This window comes from Streptomyces sp. NBC_00237, from assembly GCF_026342435.1.
Classification (GTDB): Bacteria; Actinomycetota; Actinomycetes; order Streptomycetales; family Streptomycetaceae; genus Streptomyces.
The window spans coordinates 2,194,611-2,216,065 of the sequence record NZ_JAPEMT010000001.1 but is presented as its reverse complement, the minus strand read 5'-3'; the positions used below and the strand labels follow the sequence as shown (position 1 = coordinate 2,216,065).

Annotated in this window: 20 protein-coding genes; 4 read left to right on the top strand and 16 right to left on the bottom strand. The window is 72.0% G+C overall.

Annotated elements, in window-relative coordinates; translation table 11 throughout:
- Positions 1 to 15: 15 nt before the first annotated feature.
- The 4 genes from OG897_RS09805 to OG897_RS09790 all read right to left on the bottom strand — a co-directional run bounded on the left by OG897_RS09805 (position 16) and on the right by OG897_RS09790 (position 4,042).
- Positions 16 to 1,050 (bottom strand): 6-phosphofructokinase, encoded by a 1,035-nt coding sequence (locus OG897_RS09805; protein ID WP_266654857.1) that lies wholly within the window; start codon positions 1,048 to 1,050, stop codon positions 16 to 18.
- Between the two features lie 122 nt (positions 1,051 to 1,172).
- Positions 1,173 to 1,817: a response regulator transcription factor gene (locus tag OG897_RS09800; protein WP_266656706.1), complete on the bottom strand. Its 645-nt coding sequence runs from the start codon at positions 1,815 to 1,817 to the stop codon at positions 1,173 to 1,175.
- A gap of 71 nt (positions 1,818 to 1,888) precedes the next feature.
- Complete coding sequence (locus OG897_RS09795) at positions 1,889 to 3,139, bottom strand: MacS family sensor histidine kinase (RefSeq protein ID WP_266654855.1); 1,251 nt, start codon at positions 3,137 to 3,139, stop codon at positions 1,889 to 1,891.
- Between the two features lie 102 nt (positions 3,140 to 3,241).
- Positions 3,242 to 4,042: a 1-acyl-sn-glycerol-3-phosphate acyltransferase gene (locus tag OG897_RS09790; RefSeq protein ID WP_266654853.1), complete on the bottom strand. Its 801-nt coding sequence runs from the start codon at positions 4,040 to 4,042 to the stop codon at positions 3,242 to 3,244.
- 279 nt (positions 4,043 to 4,321) lie between these two features.
- Here OG897_RS09790 and OG897_RS09785 point away from each other — a divergent pair, with 279 nt between their 5' ends.
- Both OG897_RS09785 and OG897_RS09780 read left to right on the top strand, forming a co-directional pair.
- On the top strand, positions 4,322 to 5,101 hold the full coding sequence (locus OG897_RS09785) for a carboxylesterase (RefSeq protein WP_266654851.1): 780 nt from the start codon (positions 4,322 to 4,324) through the stop codon (positions 5,099 to 5,101).
- Positions 5,094 to 5,717 (top strand): hypothetical protein, encoded by a 624-nt coding sequence (locus tag OG897_RS09780; protein ID WP_266654849.1) that lies wholly within the window; start codon positions 5,094 to 5,096, stop codon positions 5,715 to 5,717. Before OG897_RS09785 ends, OG897_RS09780 begins: the two co-directional genes overlap by 8 nt.
- Before the next feature lie 84 nt (positions 5,718 to 5,801).
- Here the strand turns inward: OG897_RS09780 and OG897_RS09775 are convergent, their stop codons facing one another.
- The 6 genes from OG897_RS09775 to OG897_RS09750 all read right to left on the bottom strand — a co-directional run bounded on the left by OG897_RS09775 (position 5,802) and on the right by OG897_RS09750 (position 10,848).
- On the bottom strand, positions 5,802 to 6,587 hold the full coding sequence (locus OG897_RS09775; RefSeq protein WP_266654847.1) for an endonuclease/exonuclease/phosphatase family protein: 786 nt from the start codon (positions 6,585 to 6,587) through the stop codon (positions 5,802 to 5,804).
- 79 nt (positions 6,588 to 6,666) lie between these two features.
- The gene (locus tag OG897_RS09770) at positions 6,667 to 7,608 is read right to left on the bottom strand and encodes an ROK family glucokinase (protein WP_266654845.1); all 942 of its coding nucleotides are present in this window, start codon (positions 7,606 to 7,608) and stop codon (positions 6,667 to 6,669) included.
- Positions 7,609 to 7,685: 77 nt separating this feature from the next.
- Positions 7,686 to 8,198 (bottom strand): DUF5304 domain-containing protein, encoded by a 513-nt coding sequence (locus tag OG897_RS09765; RefSeq protein WP_323188010.1) that lies wholly within the window; start codon positions 8,196 to 8,198, stop codon positions 7,686 to 7,688.
- Between the two features lie 106 nt (positions 8,199 to 8,304).
- Positions 8,305 to 9,495, bottom strand: a complete 1,191-nt coding sequence (locus tag OG897_RS09760) for an ArsA family ATPase (protein ID WP_266656704.1) — start codon at positions 9,493 to 9,495, stop codon at positions 8,305 to 8,307.
- A gap of 52 nt (positions 9,496 to 9,547) precedes the next feature.
- Positions 9,548 to 9,994: an SRPBCC family protein gene (locus OG897_RS09755; RefSeq protein ID WP_266654843.1), complete on the bottom strand. Its 447-nt coding sequence runs from the start codon at positions 9,992 to 9,994 to the stop codon at positions 9,548 to 9,550.
- A gap of 77 nt (positions 9,995 to 10,071) precedes the next feature.
- Positions 10,072 to 10,848 carry a metallophosphoesterase gene (locus tag OG897_RS09750; RefSeq protein WP_266654841.1) on the bottom strand — a complete coding sequence of 259 codons (777 nt, stop codon included), beginning with the start codon at positions 10,846 to 10,848 and terminating at the stop codon, positions 10,072 to 10,074.
- Positions 10,849 to 11,150: 302 nt separating this feature from the next.
- Here OG897_RS09750 and OG897_RS09745 point away from each other — a divergent pair, with 302 nt between their 5' ends.
- Complete coding sequence (locus OG897_RS09745) at positions 11,151 to 12,947, top strand: long-chain fatty acid--CoA ligase (protein ID WP_266654839.1); 1,797 nt, start codon at positions 11,151 to 11,153, stop codon at positions 12,945 to 12,947.
- 67 nt (positions 12,948 to 13,014) lie between these two features.
- Here the strand turns inward: OG897_RS09745 and OG897_RS09740 are convergent, their stop codons facing one another.
- Entirely contained in the window at positions 13,015 to 14,157 is a 1,143-nt protein-coding gene (locus OG897_RS09740) for a glycosyltransferase family 4 protein (protein WP_266654837.1), read from the bottom strand.
- Positions 14,158 to 14,255: 98 nt separating this feature from the next.
- Between OG897_RS09740 and OG897_RS09735 the strand changes: the two genes are divergently transcribed.
- Positions 14,256 to 15,560 carry a glycosyltransferase family 87 protein gene (locus tag OG897_RS09735; RefSeq protein ID WP_266654835.1) on the top strand — a complete coding sequence of 435 codons (1,305 nt, stop codon included), beginning with the start codon at positions 14,256 to 14,258 and terminating at the stop codon, positions 15,558 to 15,560.
- On the opposite strand, the gene OG897_RS09730 is transcribed toward OG897_RS09735, so the two are convergent.
- From OG897_RS09730 to OG897_RS09710, 5 genes are all read right to left on the bottom strand, one after another.
- Complete coding sequence (locus OG897_RS09730) at positions 15,536 to 16,762, bottom strand: hypothetical protein (protein ID WP_266654833.1); 1,227 nt, start codon at positions 16,760 to 16,762, stop codon at positions 15,536 to 15,538. The genes OG897_RS09735 and OG897_RS09730 overlap by 25 nt on opposite strands.
- Before the next feature lie 132 nt (positions 16,763 to 16,894).
- Positions 16,895 to 17,923: an NlpC/P60 family protein gene (locus tag OG897_RS09725; RefSeq protein WP_266654832.1), complete on the bottom strand. Its 1,029-nt coding sequence runs from the start codon at positions 17,921 to 17,923 to the stop codon at positions 16,895 to 16,897.
- Between the two features lie 279 nt (positions 17,924 to 18,202).
- A complete protein-coding gene (locus OG897_RS09720; RefSeq protein ID WP_266654830.1) occupies positions 18,203 to 19,237 on the bottom strand; it encodes an NlpC/P60 family protein in 1,035 nt (344 codons plus the stop codon).
- A 276-nt stretch (positions 19,238 to 19,513) separates the two neighbouring features.
- Positions 19,514 to 20,875 (bottom strand): NYN domain-containing protein, encoded by a 1,362-nt coding sequence (locus tag OG897_RS09715; protein WP_266654828.1) that lies wholly within the window; start codon positions 20,873 to 20,875, stop codon positions 19,514 to 19,516.
- Between the two features lie 64 nt (positions 20,876 to 20,939).
- Complete coding sequence (locus OG897_RS09710) at positions 20,940 to 21,194, bottom strand: hypothetical protein (RefSeq protein ID WP_266654826.1); 255 nt, start codon at positions 21,192 to 21,194, stop codon at positions 20,940 to 20,942.
- Positions 21,195 to 21,455: the final 261 nt, after the last annotated feature.

The following is a 21,455-nucleotide window of genomic DNA, read 5'->3' as shown; positions in this document are numbered from 1 at the left end:
CGATCAGCCGACGGGTCAGCCGAAGAAGACCTCCGCCTCCTCGTACAGCTCCGGCGGCACCGTCTTCAGCTTGGCCGTGGCCTCCCCGATCGGCACGCGCACGATGTCGGTGCCCTGGAGCGCCACCATCGTCCCGAAGTCCCCGTCGTGCACCGCGTCGACGGCGTGCAGCCCGAAGCGGGTGGCGAGCCACCGGTCGAAGGCGCTCGGGGTGCCGCCGCGCTGGACGTGCCCGAGGACGGTCGTCCGGGCCTCCTTGCCGGTGCGCTTCTCGATCTCCTTGGCGAGCCACTCCCCCACCCCGGACAGCCGCACGTGCCCGAAGGAGTCCAGGGTGCCGTCCTTGAGGACCATGTCGCCGTCGCGCGGCATCGCCCCTTCCGCGACGACGACGATCGGCGCGTACGAGGAGCGGAAACGGGAGTTGATCCAGCCGCAGACCTCGTCGACGTCGAAGCGCCGCTCGGGCACCAGGATGACGTTGGCGCCGCCCGCCAGCCCGGAGTGCAGGGCGATCCACCCCGAGTGACGCCCCATCACCTCCACCACCAGGACCCGCATGTGGGACTCGGCGGTGGTGTGCAGCCGGTCGATGGCCTCGGTGGCGATGGAGACCGCCGTGTCGAAGCCGAAGGTGTAGTCGGTGGCGGACAGGTCGTTGTCGATGGTCTTGGGCACGCCGACGCAGGGGATGCCGTACTCGCCGGACAGCCGGGCGGCGACCCCGAGGGTGTCCTCGCCCCCTATGACGACGAGCGCCTCCACCCCGCGCCGGGCGAGGGTCGCCTCCATGAGGCGCACGCCCGCCTCCCCCTCGGCGAGGGGGTTGGTGCGGGAGGAGCCGAGGATGGTGCCGCCGCGGGGCAGGATGCCGCGCACGGCCGCGACGTCCAGCGTCATGGTGCGGTGGTCGTCGAGCACACCGCGCCAGCCGTCCCTGAAGCCCACGAACTCGTACCCGTAGTCCCGCACGCCCTTGCGGACGGCTGCGCGGATGACGGCGTTGAGCCCCGGACAGTCACCGCCCCCGGTCAGAAGTCCGACTCGCATGACGTGTCCCTTCGCCGCTGCCGGGCACTGGAACACACCACGCTAGAGCGGCCCGCCGGGGGCGTCGAGGGTGCCTCCCGGCGGACCCGGGCGATGCCCTCCCGGCGGGCGCGGACAGCGCCTCAGGAGCCGTCGAGGCCGCGCTCTATGGCGTACCGCACCAGTTCCACCCGGTTGTGCAGCTGGAGCTTGCCGAGGGTGTTCTGGACGTGGTTCTGGACGGTGCGGTGCGAGATGACCAGACGTTCCGCGATCTGCTTGTACGAGAGTCCCTTGGCGACCAGCCTGAGCACCTCCGTCTCGCGGTCGGTGAGCTGCGGGGCCCGGGGCTCGTCCGGTGCCGAGGGCGCCGGGTCGGAGGCCAGCCTGCGGTACTCGCCGAGGACGAGACCGGCGAGCCCCGGGGTGAACACCGGGTCGCCGGCGGCGGTGCGCGCGACCGCGTCCGTGAGCTCCTCCGTGGACGCCGACTTCAGCAGGTATCCGGTCGCGCCGGACTTCACCGCCTCCAGTACGTCCGCGTGCTCTCCGCTCGCGGAGAGCACCAGGACGCGCAGCTCGGGGTCGGCGCCGACGAGTTCGCGGCAGACCTGGACGCCCGGCATGCCCGGCAGGTTCAGGTCCAGGACCAGCACCTGCGGGGAGACCGCCTGGGCGCGGCGCACGGCCTGCGGGCCGTCCCCCGCGGTGGCCACCACGTCGAACCCGGCGGCGGCCAGGTCGCGGGCGACGGCGTCGCGCCACATCGGGTGGTCGTCGACCACCATCACGCGGACCGACTTCCTCTGCTCTCCGGCCACTTCCGTCACTTCTGTCGCTGCTTGCGTGGTCTGTTCGTTCATCGTTTCGCCTTCCCCCGTGGAACCTTCAGTTCTACTTCCGTGCCTTGTCCCGGTACGGAGAGCAGCTCGGCGCTCCCGCCCAGGTCCCGCAGCCTGCCGCGGATCGACAGGGCGACCCCGAGGCGTCCCTCCCCCTCGGCCCGCGCGAGCCTGCCCTCCGGGATGCCGGGACCGTCGTCCCGCACCGTCACGATCACCTCGTCCGGCTCGTCCTCGACGAGGATCCACGCCTGGGCGCCGTCACCCGCGTGCCTGCGCACATTGTCCAGGGCGGCACTGACAGCGGCCGCGAGCTCCAGTGCGGCGGCCGCGGGCAGCAGCACCGGAGTGCCGGGCTCCGCGAAGGAGACCTTCGCCCCGGCGTGCGGGGCCAGCAGGGCGCGCAGGTCGACGGGACCGCTGTCCCCGTGTCCTTCCCGTGCACCGCGTACGGCACGTGCCCCATCGGGGTCGTCCACCTCCACGGTGCGCACCACCGCACCGTGCGACGCTTCTTCGGACGCCCGCATGGTGGGCACCAGACCGCTGGAGACGAGGGTGCGCAGGGCGACCTCCTGCTCGCCCGCCATGCGGCCCAGTTCCGCCGCCTCGCCGCCGAGCGCGTTGCCCCGGCGCTGCACCATGGCGAGCACCTGGAGGACGCTGTCGTGGATGTCCCGGGCGAGGCGCTCGCGCTCCCTGGTGGCGGCCTCGATCTCCAGGGCGCGCGCGAGGGTCGCCTCCGAGGCGCGGGCCACCTCGACGACGTAACCGATGGCGATGGAGGCGACCCACACCAGGAGCACGTTGTGCAGGGTGTCCCGGCTGGGTGTGCCGCGCTCCACGAGGTTGGCCGCCGCCACCAGGGACGAGGCGAAGGCGGCCCAGCGCCAGCCTCCCTTGATGGCGTACGCGAGCACCGAACCGGCGGCCCATATCGTCGGCAGGGTCGGGCCGTCGATCAGCTGCGCCTCGACGTTGGCGAGCGGGGTGAGCAGGATGCCGACGAGGACGACGGTGAGATCGGCCACCAGGAAGCGCTTGGTGCAGCTGGCCGCGTTCGCCACCTTGGGGAGCGTGACGAGCGTCCACACCGCCATCACCGACAGGAAGGCGATCGCCACCCACTGCCGCTCGAACTCCTCGCGCGTGAACACGAACAGCAGTACCGCGTAGAGCATCGTCAGGACGCGGTAGCCGGTGAGCGCGCGCCACAGCGGCTGCTCGACCGACATCCGTACGACCCGCGAGCGCTGGGCCTTGGCCATTTTCCCCACCCCTGGACGGAAGACCTCTGCGAGGGCCGACGCGTCCACTCCCTGCGACGACCTCAGCTGGACGACGCCGTCGGCCCCCGGAACGTTCCTTGCTTACGCGGAACGTTCCTCCTTCGCAATCTTCTCGGCCTTCGCCGCCTTCTCCAGCTCCGCCTGGGCGGCCTTCTCGGCCTTCTCCAGCTCCGCCTTCTCGGCCTTGGCGGCCTTCTCCGCGTCCGCGATCTGCCGCTTGGCCGCCGTCGCGTAGATGTCGACGTACTCCTGACCGGACAGCTTCATGATCTCGTACATGACCTCGTCGGTCACCGAGCGCAGGATGAAGCGGTCGCCTTCCATGCCGTGGTAGCGGCTGAAGTCGAGCGGCTTGCCGATCCGGATGCCCGGACGCATCAGCTTGGGCACCACCTTGCCGGGCGGCTGGATCTTCTCCGTGTCGATCATCGCGACGGGGATCACCGGGGCGCCGGTCGCGAGCGCCACGCGCGCGAGGCCGCCGGGCTTGCCCCGGTACAGGCGTCCGTCAGGAGAGCGGGTGCCCTCCGGGTAGATGCCGAACAGGCCGCCGTTGTCGATGACCTCGATGCCCGCCTTGATCGCCGCGTCGCCCGCGCCGCGCGCACCGGAACGGTCCACCGGAAGCTGTCCGACGCCCTTGAAGAAGGCGGCGGTGAGCTTGCCCTTCACACCGGGGGTGGTGAAGTACTCCGCCTTGGCGATGAAGGTGACCTTGCGGTCCAGCACGGCGGGCAGGAAGAAGGAGTCGGAGAACGACAGGTGGTTGCTCGCGAGGATCGCCGGCCCGTTCGCGGGAATGTTTTCGAGGCCCTCCACCCAGGGCCTGAAGGCAACCTTCAGGGACCCTCCGATGGAGAACTTCATTGCGCCGTAGATCAACGTGTGCCTTCCCTTGTCTGTCGAAAAGACCATAACCCGCGTGCGGCCTGCACTCTCGCCCACACGTGCGGGTGGTCCGTACGGCCCCCGGGGGCTCCGTACGGCCGCTGCCGTCGCCCGGTCGGAGGGCCGACGGATCTGGTCGGTGTCAGTCCGGTCGCGTACGGTGAAGTCACCCTCAGTACCCGTGGTGGGGTGCCCCTCCTGCGGGCACTGCCCCCGCGTCGCGGGTACGGGCCCTTTTGCCGTCCCGTCCTTCCTCACGAACAGGAGACCCCGGTGCCGGTCCTCCCTGGAGCCGAGCCGTTCCGCCACGAGGGCGGAGAGGTGGGCGTCCTTCTCTGCCACGGCTTCACCGGTTCGCCCCAGTCACTGCGCCCCTGGGCCGACCATCTGGCCGAGCGGGGGCTGACGGTGTCGCTGCCGCTGCTTCCCGGCCACGGCACCCGCTGGGAGGACATGCAGGTCACCGGCTGGCAGGACTGGTACGCCGAGGTGGACCGCGAGCTGAACGCCCTGCTGGAGCGCTGCTCCCAGGTCTTCGTCTTCGGCCTGTCCATGGGCGGCGCGCTCACCCTGCGGCTGGCCGCCAAGCACGGCGACGCGATCAGCGGCATCGTCCTGGTCAACCCGGGCAACAAGGTGCACGGCCTGGCCGCGCACGCCCTCCCGGTGCTGCGCCACTTCGTGCCCACGACGAAGGGCGTGTACGACGACATCGCGCTGGAGGGCTCGCACGAGGTGGGCTACACCAAGGTGCCGCTGCACGCCGCGCACTCCCTGCGGAACTTCTTCCGGCTCGTCGACGGCGAGCTGCCCCAGGTCACGCAGCCGCTGCTGCTGCTGCACAGCCCGCAGGACCACGTGGTGCCGCCCGCCGACTCCGCCCGCATCCTCAGCCGGGTGTCGTCCCACGACGTCACCGAGATCCTGCTGGAACAGAGCTACCACGTGGCGACGTTGGACCATGACGCGGAGCGGATCTTCGACGAGAGTTACGCGTTCATCGGCCGCCTCGCTCCGAGCGTCGGGAAGAAGGGGAGCACTGCCGGTGGCTGAACACAACGCGGAACGCGCGGACCGCGAGGAGGAGCGGGAGCCCGAGGCCGTCACGGAGGGCCTGAAGGACGACGCCGCCACTCCGCTGGACGAGACGGCCGTCTGGGAGGCGATCGTGGCCGGGTACGGGGACGAGCCGCCGGACCCGCCGGGGGCGAAGCCGTTCAAGTCGGTGGACGATCTGGCGCGGCTGGAGGAGGGGGTCAACGGGGACCGGGCCTCAGGGTCCGGATCCGGTCCGGGCTCCGGTTCCGGGGAGGACCGGCCGCTGGGCAGCTCGGTCACCTTCGCCCCGGGCGTCGGCATGTCCGGGCCCCGGGACTTCGCTCCTGCCGAGGCCAAGGACGACGACCTGGACGACTCGGACGAGGGGCACTTCGTGCCGCCGGACCCGGAGCTTCCGGAGGCCGACGTCACGTCCAAGTTCGCCTGGCTGGCGGTGGTCGGAGGGCCGCTGCTGATGCTGGTGGCGGTCGTACTCGGCTGGGACATGACCTGGTGGATCCAGGTCCTGGGCATCGGAGGCTTCCTCGGCGGGTTCGCGACGCTGGTGGGGCGGATGGCGCGGGGCTCGGAGGAGGACGACGAGGATCCGGGCCGGGGCGCGGTGGTCTGACCGGGGTGGGCCGGAGGGCGGCCCGGCGCCGCCCCCGGCCATGGCCGGACCCGGCTGACCAGGTGGGGCCGCCGCCGACAAGGCTCAGCGGTCCGCGGGAATCCGTACCGCCGCCAGGACCGGCAGGTGGTCCGTCGCCGCCCGTACGTCCGCCTCCGGCAGCGGCGGCACGCCGCACCCCAGCACCTCCACACCCGCCGTCGCGAAGATCGCGTCGATGCGCTGGTGGGGGTTCGTGGGCTCGGAGGTGTACTCGCCGCCCCAGGGTGCCACCGCCCAGCAGTCCTGGAGCTTCCCCGCCAGCAGGCGGAAGGTCTTCCCGTCCGGGCGGTCGTTCAGATCGCCGCCCGCGACGGCGTGCGTGACGCCCATCCCGGCGAGCTGTTCCAGGAGCAGATCCGCCTGCGCGCGGCGCTCGTCCCCCTGAAGGCTCAGGTGACAGCTCAGCACTCCCAGGCGCGCGCCCCCGATGCGCACGACCGCCGTCGCGAAGCCCCGTTGGTGCAGCCCGGGGGTGCGCGGGAGCAGGACGTCCTCGGTACGTTCGACCGTCGCGCGCAGCGAGCACAGGAGCATCGGGCCCGCGGCGGTGGCCCCGCCGCTCAGCACCACCAGGTCGCTGTGGGCGGCCAGCCAGGCGGCCTTCTTGCGCCAGCGGAAGAAGCGCGGCGCCTCCTGGATCAGGACGAGGTCGGGCTCACAGGCGCGGATCACGCGGGCGAGCGCGTCCCGGTCGTCGCGCATGGAGCGGATGTTGTAGCTGAGGACGCGGACGACGGCCGAGCCGTCGGGTTCGGTACGGGACGGGGGCAGGTGTTCCGTACGGGACGGGGGCAGGGGGTCGGTCGCCCTGCGGGCCAACTGAGACATGCGGGCCAACATAGACCGGTGCCCGCCGCGTCCTGAAGAGGGCGCGGCGGGCACCGAACGGACAACCGGAGGAGGAACGTCAGCCCTGGCGGGCCAGGTCCGCCGCGCCGACCAGACCGGCCTTGTTGCCGAGCTGGGCCGCGAGCACCTGGGCGTGCGGCCGCCACTGGCCGCCGATCAGCCAGCGCCGGAAGGACTTGCGGATCGGGTCGAGGACGAGTTCGCCCTCGTCGGAGACGCCGCCGCCGACGATGAAGGCGGACGGGTCGAAGAGCGAGGCGAGGTCGGCCAGGCCCGCACCGGCCCAGCGGGCCAGCTCGCGGAAGGAGTCGACCGCGACCGGGTCGCCCTGCCGGGCGGCGGCGCTGACGTGCTTGCCCTCGATGCCGTCGACGGTGCCGTCGCCGAGGGCGAGGAGGATCTCGGCGTTCTCGGGGGTCGCGTTGGCGCGCTGGCGGGCGTAGCGGACGAGCGCGCGCCCGGAGGCGTACTGCTCCCAGCAGCCCTGGCTGCCGCAGCCGCACAGCAGGCCGTCCGGGACGACCCGGATGTGGCCGAACTCGGCGGCCACGCCGAAGCGTCCTCGGCGCAGCTTGTTGCCGATGATGATGCCGCCGCCGAGGCCGGTGCCCAGCGTGATGCAGACGACGTCCTCGTGGCCCTTGCCCGCGCCGAACTTGTACTCGCCCCAGGCGGCCGCGTTGGCGTCGTTCTCGACGACGACCGGCAGGCTCACGCGCTGCTCGACCTTGTCCTTGAGCGGCTCGTGGCGCCAGGCGATGTTCGGGGCGAAGAGCACGGTGGCGCGCTTGTCGTCCACGTAACCGGCGGCGCCGATGCCGACCGCCTCGACCTTGTGGCCCGTGCTGACCTCGGAGACCGCCGCGGAGATCGCGTCGACCATGTCCTCGGGGGTCTGCGGTGTCTTCACCTTGTACGTTTCGAGGATCTTTCCCTCTTCGTCGACCACTCCGGCCGCGATCTTCGTGCCGCCGATGTCGACGCCGATGGTGAGTCCCATGTGTCCCTCAGTTTCAGGTCGAACCCTGCTCGGAGCCGGAGACAGGCCCCTTCAGTCACCGTACCCGAGGAGGGGTCTCAATCGAGGTCGATGTGTTCACCTTTTGAACGGTCATCAGGGTCATCGGGTCCGGATTCCGATGACTTGGGGGAATTGCCCGTGGGGTTCGGGTCCTTGGCGGCGTCCGATGCGTTTTGTGTCCAACGCTGTTCGTGCCCGGCCACGACGGACCGGTAGGCGGCGAGGAGTTCGTTGCCCGCAGCGGCCAGATGGTCGAAGACCTGCGGGTTCCGCTCGACGACCGGCTCGACGACTGCCTTCGCCTGCTGAACGAACTGGCTGGCGATCTGCTGGGCCGCGCCCTGGGCCGCCATCCCGAGCAGCGGCGACTGGAACGAGGACACCTTCTCCGTGACCGCGTCCAGCAGCCTGCGCAGTTCCTCGGCCGCCGATCCGGCCTGCGGTCCGTACTGATCCCGGCGGCGGGCCTGCTCGGCGGCCAGGTCCTCCTCGCACGCCGTCGCCCAGGCGTCGGCGTCGTACGCGCCGGACGCACGGGGCTCGTCGGGGCGGTCGGTGGCTTCGCTCATGGCGCACTCCTGCGACGCGGGGAGGGTGACGGATCCGTACGCCTTCGACGTTACCCGAACGGCGGTACGCCGTTCAGGGGCCCGTCACCACCCGTACGACAGGCGCTCAGCGCCCCTGCGGCCACAGCCCCGGGTCCGGGGTGAAGCGCACCCGCAGCACCCCGTCGGTGAGCCCGGCACCGGACACGGTGCACCGGCGCAGCGCCGACGGCAGCGGCAGCAGCCGCCGGAACGGGCCCACCGTGAGCACCAGTTCGTCCCCCCGGCGCACGAGACCCAGCTCCTGCTTCGTGGCACCGGGCAGCGGCAGGTGCCACACCAGTACGCCGTCCTCGGCCCGCCGGTCCTCCACGACGTGCCGTACGACGGCGGAGGCCGGGGACACCTCGTACGACAGCGGCGTCAGCTCGTCGGGGCCCTGCGGGGCCCTGCCCAGGTGGGGCAGTTCGCGCACCTCAAAGAGGTGCGCGCTCCCGTGCACCTCTTTGAGGTGCTCCTGCTGCTGTGCGGACAGGGCGGACAGCCAGGGGTCGGGGGAGGCGGTCGGGAGCACCCTGTTGGCGACGACCGCGTCCAGCGCGAGCCCGTACAGGGCCAGGCCGAGCCGGGCGGTGCGCAGGGTCTCGGCGGCCGCAGGACCCGGCTCCACGACCAGGCGCACCGACAGGGCGGGGCTCTCCAGCACGGCCTGGGTGGCGGCGAGTTCGGCGTCCCAGCGGGCGGTGGTCTCGTACAGCCACTGCGCGGGCATCGGGACCCCGGCGAGCTGCGCGAGCATCGGGCGCAGGGAGCGGGCCGCCTGCCGCTCGGGCGGCAGCAGCCGCCGCACGTAGCGGCGCAGCTGGCCGGGGAGTGCGAGGGCGGCGAGGGTGCTGTGCGTGGGCGGCATGTCGACGACGACCAGGTCGTACGAGGCGGTGGGCGCGGTACGCAGGGCGCGCAGCAGGGCGAAGGGCTCGCTGCCGGGCAGTTCGGTGAGCTCGTCGGTGTCCAGCGGGGTGGCCCCGAGGAGGTCCAGGGCGGTGGCGGCACGCTCCTGGAGGGCGGTGAGTTCGCGGCGGAAGTCGTCGGCGGCGTCGACGCGTGCGACCAGGAGGCCCGGTGCCGCCTCAAGAGGTGCGTGCGGGTCGGCGGGTATCGCACCGGCGGGCGTGCCCAGGGCCGCGCCCAGGGTGTCGTCCCTGTCGGTGCCCAGGAGCAGGACGCGCGCGCCCCTGCGGGCGGCCGTCAGGGCGGTCGCGGCGGCGACCGTGGTGCGGCCCGCGCCTCCGGCACCCGTGACCAGGACCGTGCGCACCGCACCGGTGTCGTCCGCGCTCACCCTCTGCGTCCCCTTGCGTTCCGGTCGGTCAGCCCTGGGGGCCGGACTCGACGCGCTTCTTCAGACCGGCCAGGGCGCGGTCGATGATGACCTTCTCGGCCTTGCGCTTGATCATGCCGAGCATGGGGATCTTGACGTCGACGGTGAGCTGGTACGTGACCTCGGTGGCGCCGTTCGCGGCGGACGCGAGGCGGTAGGAGCCGTCGAGCGAGCGCAGCATCTGCGACTTCACCAGGGTCCAGCCGACCTCGTTCTCGCCGGTCCAGGTGTAGGCGAGGGTGTGGTCGTCCTTGATGGCACCGGCGTCGAGCACCAGGCGGACCTTCTCGGCGCGGCCCCGGTCGTCGGTGGCCAGCACCTCGGCCTCCTTCACCTCGCCCGTCCAGTCGGGGTAGCGGTCGAAGTCCGCGATCACACCCATGACGTCGGCCGGCGCCGCCTGGATGGTGATGCTAGAGCTGGTGTGTTCCGCCATCGCGATGGCTCCTCACGGTCCGGACTGGGGCTGGCTGACTGGTGCGTGCCGTGTGAAGGCTATCGCGACCGGCTCCTTCACCACTCCAGCACCCACGGCCGCCCCGTCGAGGCGAAGTGCCCGACGTTCACGCACTCGGTCGCGCCGACGCGCATCCGGGCGGCCAGGGGCTGGTGGACGTGGCCGAAGAGCGCGTAGCGGGGGCGGGTCGTGCGGATGGCGTCCAGGAGGGCGCGGCTGCCGCGTTCGAAGCGGCGCGCCACGGTGTCGTACACCAAGTCCGGGACCTCGGGTGGGATGTGCGAGCAGAGCACGTCGACCTCGCCGAGCGCCTCGACCTTGGCGGCGTACTCCTCGTCGCTGATCTCGAAGGGCGTGTTCATCGGGGTGCGCAGGCCGCCGCCGACGAAGCCGAAGACCAGGCCGCCGATCTCGACGCGCTCGCCGTCCAGCACCCGGGTGCCGGGGCTGGCCGTGCCGGGGCCCGCGTACTCGGGCCAGAGCGTCGGCATGTCGACGTTCCCGTAGGTGGCGTACGTGGGCGCGGGGAACGCGGCGAACAACTCCGCGTACTGCTTGCGGACGGCCGCGACGGTGGCCGCCTGACGGTCGACGCCCTCCCACAGGCTCCGGCTGAACTCGCGTGCCTCCTCGAAGCGGCGGGCGGTGCGCAGCTCGACGATGCGGTCGGCGTTCGCGGTGCCGAAGAGGTCGGGGAAGATGCCGCGCGAGTGGTCGGCGTAGTCGAGGAAGAGCACGAGGTCGCCGAGACAGACCAGGGCGTCCGCGCCGTCGCCCGCACGGGCGAGGTCCTTGGCGTTGCCGTGCACGTCACTCACCACATGAACTCGCATGGCGATCAGCCTAGGACCCCGGCCGGACGCTGAGTAGAGCCGGTCCTCAACCCGTGAGAACGGGCCGGACCTGCGGTTACTTCCGAGTCGCCCCAGGGGTGGACTACTGTGCGCGAAGCACCGCCCGAACAGTGTGACGCAGCGTACATCTGGCCGGGACCCCCTATCGGGAACCGAGTACTGGTGGGTAACGTCCGGGCAGTCCAGTCGTGCTCACCCCCCACTGAGCACCTGCCCGACCTTGGACCGCAGCCGGCGCGCACACTGACGTGACGACCGGTGCCTGATGAGGAGCAGCAGTCTTGCGCGAGTTCAGCCTTCCGGCTCTGTACGAGGTCCCTGCGGACGGCAATCTGACGGATCTCATCCGCCGCAACGCCGCTCAGCACCCCGACACCGCGGTCATGGGCCGCAAGGTCGCCGGTACGTGGACCGATGTCACCGCCACCCAGTTCCTGGCCGAGGTGCGTGCCGCCGCCAAGGGCCTGATCGCCGCGGGCGTCGAGCCGGGCGACCGGGTCGGCCTGATGTCGCGCACCCGCTACGAGTGGGTGCAGCTGGACTTCGCGATCTGGAGCGCGGGCGCCGTCACCGTGCCGGTGTACGAGACCAGCTCCGCCGAGCAGGTGCAGTGGATACTGGGCGACTCGGGCGCCGTCGCCGTCCTGGTGGAGGGCGAGGCCCACGCCACCGCCGTGGAGTCCGTACGGGAGCAGCTGCCCGCCCTCAAGCAGGTCTGGCAGATCGAGGCCGGGGCGATCGAGCAGCTGAACGCGCTGGGCGCGGACGTGTCCGACGAGACGGTCGACCGGCGCAGTGCCGTCGCGGGCGCCGACGACCCGGCGACCATCGTCTACACCTCGGGCACCACGGGCCGCCCGAAGGGATGTGTGCTCACTCACCGCAGCTTCTTCGCGGAGTGCGGCAACGTCGTGGAGCGCCTGAAGCCCCTGTTCCGTACGGGCGAGTGCTCGGTGCTGCTGTTCCTGCCCGCCGCGCACGTCTTCGGGCGCCTCGTCGAGGTGGCGTCGGTGATGGCGCCGATCAAGCTCGGCTGCGTACCGGACATCAAGAACCTCACCGACGAGCTGGCGTCCTTCAGGCCGACGCTGATCCTCGGTGTGCCGCGCGTCTTCGAGAAGGTCTACAACTCGGCGCGGGCCAAGGCCCAGGCCGACGGCAAGGGCAAGATCTTCGACAAGGCCGCCGACACGGCGATCGCCTACAGCCGGGCGCTCGGCACTCCCGAGGGCCCCGCGCTGGGGCTGCGCCTGAAGCACAAGGTCTTCGACAAGCTGGTCTACAGCAAGCTGCGTGCGGTGCTCGGCGGGCGCTGCGAGTTCGCGATCTCCGGCGGCGCCCCGCTGGGAGAGCGCCTGGGCCACTTCTTCAGCGGCATCGGCTTCACCGTCCTGGAGGGCTACGGGCTCACCGAGTCCTGCGCGGCGACCGCGTTCAACCCGTACGACCGGCCGAAGATCGGCACGGTCGGCCAGCCGCTGCCGGGTTCGGTCGTGCGGATCGCCGACGACGGCGAGGTGCTGCTGCACGGCGAGCACGTCTTCCAGGGGTACTGGAACAACCCGTCGGCCACCGCCGAGGCGCTGACCGACGGCTGGTTCCACACCGGTGACATCGGCACCCTCGACGAGGACGGCTACCTCGCGATCACCGGCCGCAAGAAGGAGATCATCGTGACGGCGGGCGGCAAGAACGTCGCCCCGGCCGTCATCGAGGACCGCATCCGGGCGCACGCGCTGATCGCGGAGTGCATGGTGGTCGGCGACGGTCGCCCGTTCGTGGGCGCGCTGGTCACCCTGGACGAGGAGTTCCTCGGCCGGTGGGCGGCGGACAACGGCAAGCCCGCGGACTCCACCGCGGTCTCCCTGCGGGACGACGCGGACCTCCTGGCAACCGTGCAGCGGGCGGTGGACGACGGGAACGCGGCGGTCTCCAAGGCGGAGTCGGTGCGCAAGTTCCGCATCCTGCCGACCCAGTTCACCGAGGAGGCGGGCCACATCACGCCGTCGCTGAAGCTGAAGCGCAACGTGGTGGCGAAGGACTTCGCCGACGAGATCGAGGCGATCTACGGGGCGTAGGCAGTGACATGGGTAAGGGGCGGCCTCCGGGAGGCCGCCCCTTACCCGTGCCGTACGGCAACAGGCCCTACAGCAGCGTCCTGAGCTTCTCCGCGAGCAGGTCCCAGCGCCACTTCTCCTCGACCCACGCGCGCCCCCGCTCCCCCATCCGCCGCCGCAGGTCGGGGTCCTGGAGCAGCGTCACGATGCGCTCGGCGGACTCGGCGGGCTCCCCACCGCGCACCACCCACCCCGTCTCCCCGTCCAGTACGGCGTCGGGCGCGCCGCCGGAGTCGCCCGCCACCACCGGCAGCCCGGTCGCGGACGCCTCCAGGTAGACGATGCCGAGCCCCTCGACGTCGAGGCCGCCCCTGCGCGTGCGGCACGGCATCGCGAAGACGTCTCCTGCCCCGTAGTGCGCGGGCAGCTCCGCCCAGGGCACCGCGCCGGTGAACCGCACGGAGTCCGCGACCCCGGTCGTGCGCGCCAGCTCGTGCAGGTCCTTCTCGTACGGTCCCCCGCCGACGACCAGCAGCACGGCGTCCGGCACCGAGCGCAGGATCTGCGGCATCGCCTCGATGAGGGTGTCCTGCCCCTTGCGCGGCACCAGCCGGGACACGCACACCACGACCGGACGGTCGGTGAGCCCGAGCCCGGCGCGCACCGCGTCGCCGCCCGAGTCCGGGTGGAAGGTCTTCTCGTCCACGCCCGGCGGCAGCTGGACCATCTGCCCCGCCGCCTGCGGGGTGAGCGCGGCGGCGATCCGGGAGCGCGTGTACTCGCCCAGATAGGTGATCGTGTCCGTGCCCTCGCCGATCCGCCGCAGCAGCTGCCGGGACGCCGGGAGCTGCGCCCAGCCCGCCTCGTGCCCGTGCGTGGTGGCGACGAGCCGCCGGGCGCCCGCCCGGCGCAGCGCAGGCGCCATCAGCCCGAGGGGGGCCGCCGCCCCGAACCACACGGAGGTGCAGCCGTGCTCCCGCAGCAGCTCCGTGGCGCGCCGGGTGACGCGGGGCGTCGGCAGCAGCATCGTCGTACGGTCGCGCACCACGGGATACGGCTGCTCGGCGTCGAAGGCGGCGGTCGCCTCCGCACCCTCGCGTCCGCGCTTCCAGGTGGACGCGTAGACGACGACCCGCTCGGGGTCCAGCCGCAGCGCCATGTTGTGCAGGAACGCCTGGATGCCGCCGGGCCGGGGCGGGAAGTCGTTGGTCACGATCAAGGTCTTGTCCATCGTCGCCGACAGTACCGGGCGGCTCCGCGTCATCGCATCGGGACGTCCTCGCCCTGCATCATGGCCCTGTAGACGCCCGTCACCGGACAAGGATGGTCATGCCAGCGAGCGGTACCGGACATCGGACTCCTCCCGCCCTGCCCGTCGCCCCCCTCGCGGTGTGGGCCGTCACCCGGGCGCTGCTGCTCCTGTGCGTGTTCAAGGTGCTGGTCTTCCCCGGCCCCGACGTCACGAGCGACATCTCGGTCATCTACCAGGGCTGGTACGAGGTCCTCAAGGACGGCACCTTCCCGCTCGACGACATCACCTGGCAGTACCCGCCCGCCGCCGCCCTGCCGGTGCTCTCCCCCGGTCTGCTGCCCTTCCTGGACTACGCGTCCGCCTTCTTCGTGCTGGCGTTCCTCGCGGACGCCGTGGTGACGGGGCTGCTGCTGTACGCGGGCCGGCGTCCCGGCAAGCGGATGGCGGGCGCCTGGGTGTGGATCGCCGGGCTGGCGCTGCTCGGCCCCACCTCGTACGCCCGCTACGACGTGATGGTCACCGGCATCGCGGTGGCGGCGCTCCTCGCGGGGGCCCGCAGGCCGCGCGTGGCGGGGGCACTGGCGGCCCTGGGGGCCCTGCTGAAGGTCTGGCCCGCCCTGCTGCTCGCGGGGACCGCACGCGGCCGTACGACGCGCGCCTCGTGGACGGCGTTCGTGTGCACCGCGTTCGCGCTGCTGCTGCTGTTCGCGGCGGCGATGCCGGGCGCGCTGGCGTTCCTGAGGTTCCAGCGGGACCGGGGCACCGAGGTGGAGTCGCTGGGCGCGCTGGTCTTCCACGTCGCGCGGCATTTCGGGTGGAAGGGCGAAGTGCTGCTGAACTACGGCTCGGTGGAGTTCCTCGGCCCGCACGTCCCGACGGTGAGCAGCGTCGCGATGGTGCTCACCGCGCTGGCCTTCGGGTGGCTCCTGCTGTGGCGGCTGAAGGCGCGGCTGTTCACCGCGTCGACGGCGTGCGACGCCGCGTTCGTCGCGGTGCTGCTGTTCACGACTACGAGCCGGGTGATCAGCCCGCAGTACATGCTCTGGCTGGTCGGCCTCGCGGCCGCCTGTCTGGTGTTCCGGGGCAGCCGGATGGACCGCCCCACCCACCTGGTGCTGGCGGCCACCCTGGTGACCTGTCTCGAATTCCCCATCTGGTTCTCGCACGTGGTCAACAGCGACGCGCTCGGCGTGTCCCTGCTGTTCGTGCGCAACGGTCTGCTGGTCGCCGCGACGGTGCTGGCGTGCCGCACCCTGTGGCGGCACACGGTGACGGAGGCCGCGCACGCACCGCAGTCACTGCCGGCACAGCGCCACGTGCCCTCCGCGACAGCCACCGGGACCACGGCCCAGCAGCGTCAGGCGAGTTCGCTGCGCACGTAGGTGCGCCACCGCGCGGTGAACTCCTCCGGCGTGGTGCCCAGCCGACGCTGCAACGCCGCCTCCAGGGCCCCGTCCCGCTGCGGGTGCCCGCCGACGTCCCGGTAGAACGCCAGGAGCGTCGCCTCGTCCCTGCGCTCCACGATCATCCGGCAGGCCAGCCAGCCGCCCTCGTACGCCCCCGCCAGCCGGTCCGCGTCCCCCGAGAAGCGGAAGTCCGGATCGGCCGGGAGAGCGGCGGGCGGCCCGTCGCGCCGTACGGTGCGCTGGAGTTCGGGGGCGATCTGGGCCGCCGTGCGGTCGCTGTCGCGGTACGCCACCCAGTCCGCGAAGCCCTCCGACAGCCACATGGGGGTGGCGGCCGTGGTGTCCGTACGGGTGGCCACGTGCGCCGTCTCGTGGGTGAGGACGACCTGCCTGCCCACCGCCCCCAGGACGTCGTACGCCTCGGGGTTGACGATGACGCGGTCCGCCGAGGTGCGCCGCCCCTGGACGCTCGCCCCGGTGGTGACGGCGGCGATCCCCCGGTAGCCGGCGGCCGGTTCGCCGAGCAGGGCGCCCATGGCGTCCAGCGAAGGCGGCACCAGGAGCACCGTCTTGAGGTCGCGCTCGCGCGTCCAGGTGCGGGCGACGGCGTCCGCCGCACCGTCGGCGGCCTCCGCGATCCGGCGCAGGCGCTCCCTGCTGTGGCCGGTGCCCAGGACCACGGAGCGCCGCCCGCGCGCCACGGTGACCTGGCCCTGCTGCCAGAGCTCCTGCGCGCCGCCGCGCCCCGGCCGGTCCCGCGCGACGTACCACTGCCCGTCGGCGCGTACGAGGTCGATGCGGCGGGCGCAGACGGCGGGCACCGTGTCGTACCCGTCGATGCGGTGGCGCAGGTCCACGCGCGCGGTGACCGTGCTCCCGCCGGTGCGGTCGAGTCCGGTCAGCCGGTACTCCCAGTCCTTCAGCGGCACCCCGGCGAGGTGGTCGAACTCCTCGCCCTGGGTGGACCGCAGGCCCTCCTCGCCCGGTGCGAGCACGTCGAGGAAGGCGGCCCTGTCGCGGCTCAGCAGGGCGGCGGCCCGCCGCCCGAGGAGCCGCCGCACGTCGCGGGCCGCGGTGTCGGCGGGGGCGGTCGGCAGCGCGCAGGAGGTCAGCAGGAGCCCGCCCAGGGCGAGCGCCGCCCGCCGTCCGAACCGTGTGCCGTCCTGGTGCCCTGCCATCAGGCGATCGTACGCAGAGAAGATCGGCGCACGGGTGCGGACCCGCAGACCCACAGCCCTACAGCCCCACAGCCCCACAGCCCTACAGCCCCACAGCCCCACAGCCCCACAGCCCCACAGACCGGGGAGGCGTCAGACCCGGGTCACCGACGAGATCGGCATCATGCCGACCGGGTCGTAGCGCACCGGGGCACCGGGGTAGGGGGCGTGCACGACCTGGCCGTTGCCCATGTACATCCCGATGTGGCTGGCGTCGTCGCGGTAGGCCACGAGGTCGCCGGGCTGCGCCTGGTCGAGGGAGACCTGCCGGCCCGCGTACCGCTGGGCCTGCGAGGTGCGCGGCAGGGAGACGCCCGCCTGCCCGTAGCTCCACTGCATGAGGCCGGAACAGTCGAAGCCGGAGGGCCCGTTGGCACCCCAGACGTACGGCTTGCCGACGGCGTTGCGGGCGGCCAGGACGGCGGCGGCGGCCCGCGAGGAGGAGGCCATCGCACCGGACATCTCCGGCATCGTCTCGCGCCCGCTGCGGTTGGCCCGGTCGAACTCGGCGCGCTCGGTGGCGGGCAGCGCGTTGAGCATCCGGCGGGCGTCGGCGAGCTTGCGCTCGACGCTGCGCTTGTGGCGGGTGACGACGCTTCGGCTGCGCTCCAGCTCGGCGAGTTTGCGGGAGGCTTCGGCGCGCTCCTGGCCCAGCTTGCGCTGTGCCTCGGTGAGTTCGTGCAGCCTGCCCGCGTTGAGGGCGCTGATCCGGTCGAGGGCGGCGGCCTTGTCGAGGTAGCCGTCCGGGTTCTCCGAGAGCAGCAGCGACACCGTGGGGTCCATGCCGCCCGACCGGTACTGGGCGCCCGCGAGCTGGCCCAGGACGCCGCGCATGCGGTTGATGCGCTCCTGGCCGCGTGCGGTGCGGTCGCGGGCCTGCGTCACCTCCTTGCGGAGGGTGGTGGCGCGCTCGCTGGCCTTGTTGTACTGCTCGGTGGCCTTCTCGGCCTGTTCGAAGAGCCGGTCGACGGTGGCCTGGGTGGCCGTGGACGTGCCTGCCGGGTCGGCGCTGGCGGGGGTGGCCCCGAGGGCCGCTGCCGCGGTGGCCGCGGCGGCGGACAGGACGGTGACCCGGGTGCTCTGTGTGAGCCCGGACTGCGAGGGACGACGGTGTGACGCCACAGGAAGCCGCACTCCTTCCACTGCTGGGTGGCAGCACCCCGCCGCCCGGGGCGGGCGGACTGCTCGACGGGAGCTGCGCGAGCAGACAGTAGCGGGACGCTCACAGGGCGACCAACGACCCCGGGAGGCGCCAGGCGTACCCGGACAGCACGACGCCCCGCCGATGACCAGGTCATCGGCGGGGCGGGCAGTCAGCGCGGTGCGCCGTAATTCGCCCGAACGGGCGGTGTGTTCGGCGTCGGCTCCCGGGTAGGGGCCGCAGATCCTGGAGCGCCGGGATCAGCCTCCGACACGCACTCCGTACTGGAACGAGCCGAGGTACTTCATGTCCTCGACGCGCACGTTGGTGCCCGGCTTCGGGGCGTGCAGCGACATGCCGTTGCCCGCGTAGAAGCCCACGTGCGAGAGGCCGCTGAAGAAGACCAGGTCGCCGGGGCGCAGGTCGCTCTTGTTGTAGATCTTCGGGCCGTCGTTGACCTGGGCGTAGGTGTTGCCGCCGACGGTGCGGCCGACCTGCTTGAAGGCCCAGTAGACGAGTCCGGAGCAGTCGAACGCGTTGGGGCCCTTGTTGCCCCAGTCGTACGGGGCGCCGATCTTCGTCCTGGCCGCGGCCATGGCGGCGGCACCTATGCCGGAACCGGGCGACACCTCGCCGAGCTGCGAACGCTCGTTGGCGGACCGGCTGGCCCGCTCGTCCTGCTCGGCCATGGCGTCGCGCTCGGCCTGCGTCAGCGTGTTGAGCAGCTTCTGCGCATCGCCGAGCTTGCCCGTGATGAACGTCTTCTGCCTGCCGAGCTCCTTGCGGACGGAGGAGAGGTCGGCGAGCTTCCCGGACGCCTCCTCGCGCTCCTGCGCGAGGAGGCGCTGCTTGCTCTGGATCTTGCGCAGCGACTCGGCCTGCTTGGCGGTCAGCTGGTTCATCGCCGCGGCGCGGTCGAGGAACTGGTCCGGCTCGGAGGACAGGAAGAGCTGGAGCGAGGGGTCGACGGCACCCGTGCGGTACTGCGCCGTGGCCATCGAACCGAGGCCCTTGCGCAGCTCGTTGAGGTCGGCCTGACCGCGTGCCACCTTCTCCTGGAGGTTCTTGACCTGCTTCTCCAGGGTCTCCTGCTTGACCTTGGCGCCGTTGTACTTCTCGGTGACGCCCTCGGCCTCCTCGTACAGCGCGTCGACCTTCGCCTTGACTTCCTTCTTGTCAGGCTTGGGCGCGGCGTTCGCCGACTGCGAGGTGAGGGCCACGGCTGCGGTGGCGGCGAGGGAGAGCACGGTCACACGGGTGCGGCTCGGCTGCTTGGGTCGACGGTGGGACGCCACGAAGGCGAGCTCCTTCTTCCTCAGCCGCCGACCAGCGAGGTTGGCGGGCCCCTCGCCGATACTCCGGATGAGTGATCAACCGTGCGAAGGTTCGAGCCCAGACCTTAGTGACCTTCTTGTGATCAGTTCAAATCCTCATAGGAAAAATCTCGCCCACGGGACGCATAATTTCCTCGCGTCCCACGCTGCGTCATGAGAAGTTGACGGAAAGCCAGCCCCAAGAGCCTTCAATTCGGGCATTGCAGAACCAAGTTGGGCAACCGGCCCCGACCGGACTCAAGCCCGCGAAAGCCTCTTCAGCAGCATCACCGAAGCCACCGGCCGCGCACCGGACTTGGCGACCCCGTCCGCGACCTCGCGGTCCGTGGAGACCACCACGACCGGACGCCCCGGCGGTTCGGCCCGCACCAGCTGACGGATCAGCTCGTCGGCCGTCACGCCCGCCTTGCTGAACAGCACCCGCACCCCGCGCGGCGGCGCGAGCAGCACCGGAGCCGCCAGCTCCGCACCGTCGAAGACGCACGTCACCTCGGCGCCCGAGGCCGCCGCCAGCATGGAGAGACCGCCGAGCAGCCGCAGCCGCTGCTTCTCCAGCGGCATCGTCGGATACCCGGTCTTGGTGACGTTGTAGCCGTCGACCACCAGATGCGCCTGCGGCAGCGCCAGAAGCTGGTCCAGGACCGCCGGGTCGGTGTCCGAGAGCGCCCGCGTCGCGATGTCCTTGGGCGACATCCGCCCCGGCTCGACCGCGTCCACGGTGTCCGCGGGCCGCCCCGACGACGGCGGCAGCGCCAGCTCCCTGCGCAGCCCCTGAGCCGCCTCCAGGACCGTGTCCAGGAGCAGCCGCAGCCGCATGTCCTCGACGCTGCGCCCCTCCCGTACGGCACGGCGTCCCGCCTCGACGGACGCCTCCGCCTCCCCCAGCCTGGCCCGCAGCCGCCGCGCCTCGGCCTCGGCGGACGCCACCTGGGCCGCCGCCTCCGCCCTGATGGCGTCGATCTCGGTCTGCGTCTTGCGCAGGGCGGCCTCGCCCCGCTTGACGTCGCTGAGGGCGCCGCGCAGCTTGCGCTGGGCGGCGTCGGACTCCTTGCGGGCCGCGTCCAGTTCGGCGCGCAGCCGCTCGGTCTCGCTCTTCGTACGGCTCTGGGCCTCGGCCAGCTCCGCGCGCAGCTGCTCCAGTTCGCGCTGGGCCGCCTCGTCGGCGCGCTCCGCGTCCGCCCGCTGGGCCTCCTCGCCCGCCGCGGCCACCAGCTTCACCCAGCCGACCGGACGCAGCACGTAGGCCGCCGCCGCCACGTCCACCGGGTCGGCGGCGGCAGGCGGCGACCCGGCCTCCAGCGCACTCGCCAGCTCGGGCTGCGCCTCGCGCAGCCGCTCACCGATGCGCTGCCGGAAGACCGGGTCGCTCTCCAGCGCCGCCGCCATCGCGTTGCCCGCGAACTTGGCGCGTCTGGTGGGGGTGAAACGGGCGTACTGTCGCAATTGCGCCGGGAGTTCGGTCACCGTGAGGCCGCCGAACGCGTCCGAGACCAGCGTCACGACCCGACGCCGCACCCCTTCGGGCAACGGGCGGTCGAGCACCTCTGCGACGTCGTCGACCGAACCGGCCGGGTCAGCGCCGCTCGCAGGCTCCACCATTCCGTCACCCCACTGCCTTCCTACCCTCGCGGGCACGCTCTGCCGGGGCCGCCCACGAGAACTCCTAGGAGTTCTGGGGGCCGGCGTCCGGCCTGTCCACCAATTCGATCTGGTCCACCGCGTTGCACCAGCGACAACGCACGGACTCGATGGTCTCACTGACCACCTCGCGTTCCTCGACCTTCGACTCCCCGGCCAGGTCGAGGTGCACGTACTCGACCACCTTGGACGAGCGGGTCACGTCGAAGCGGGTGAGGTTTCCGCAGAGGGTGCAGCGCCACCGGGTTCCGGCAGTGGGCAGGGGAACCGTCGTCGTCATGCGTACCGTCCTCTTCCTTCGCACACGTCACGCGTGTGTAGTACGTCGTTGCCGCGGTGCGCCGTCGAACTGCGGATGCCCTGCGCGCAACCCTACGGCCTTACGGGTACCCCGCGCGGAGGGCGGCCGACCCTTGAGACCGGTGCGACACCTGCGTACAGGACAGACGGCGGCGTCCGGCGAGCCGGTCCGTGCGCCGGTGCCCGTTGCGTCATGCTCGACGCCGTGATCCCCATGAGCAAAGTCACGGCCAGGCGGTTT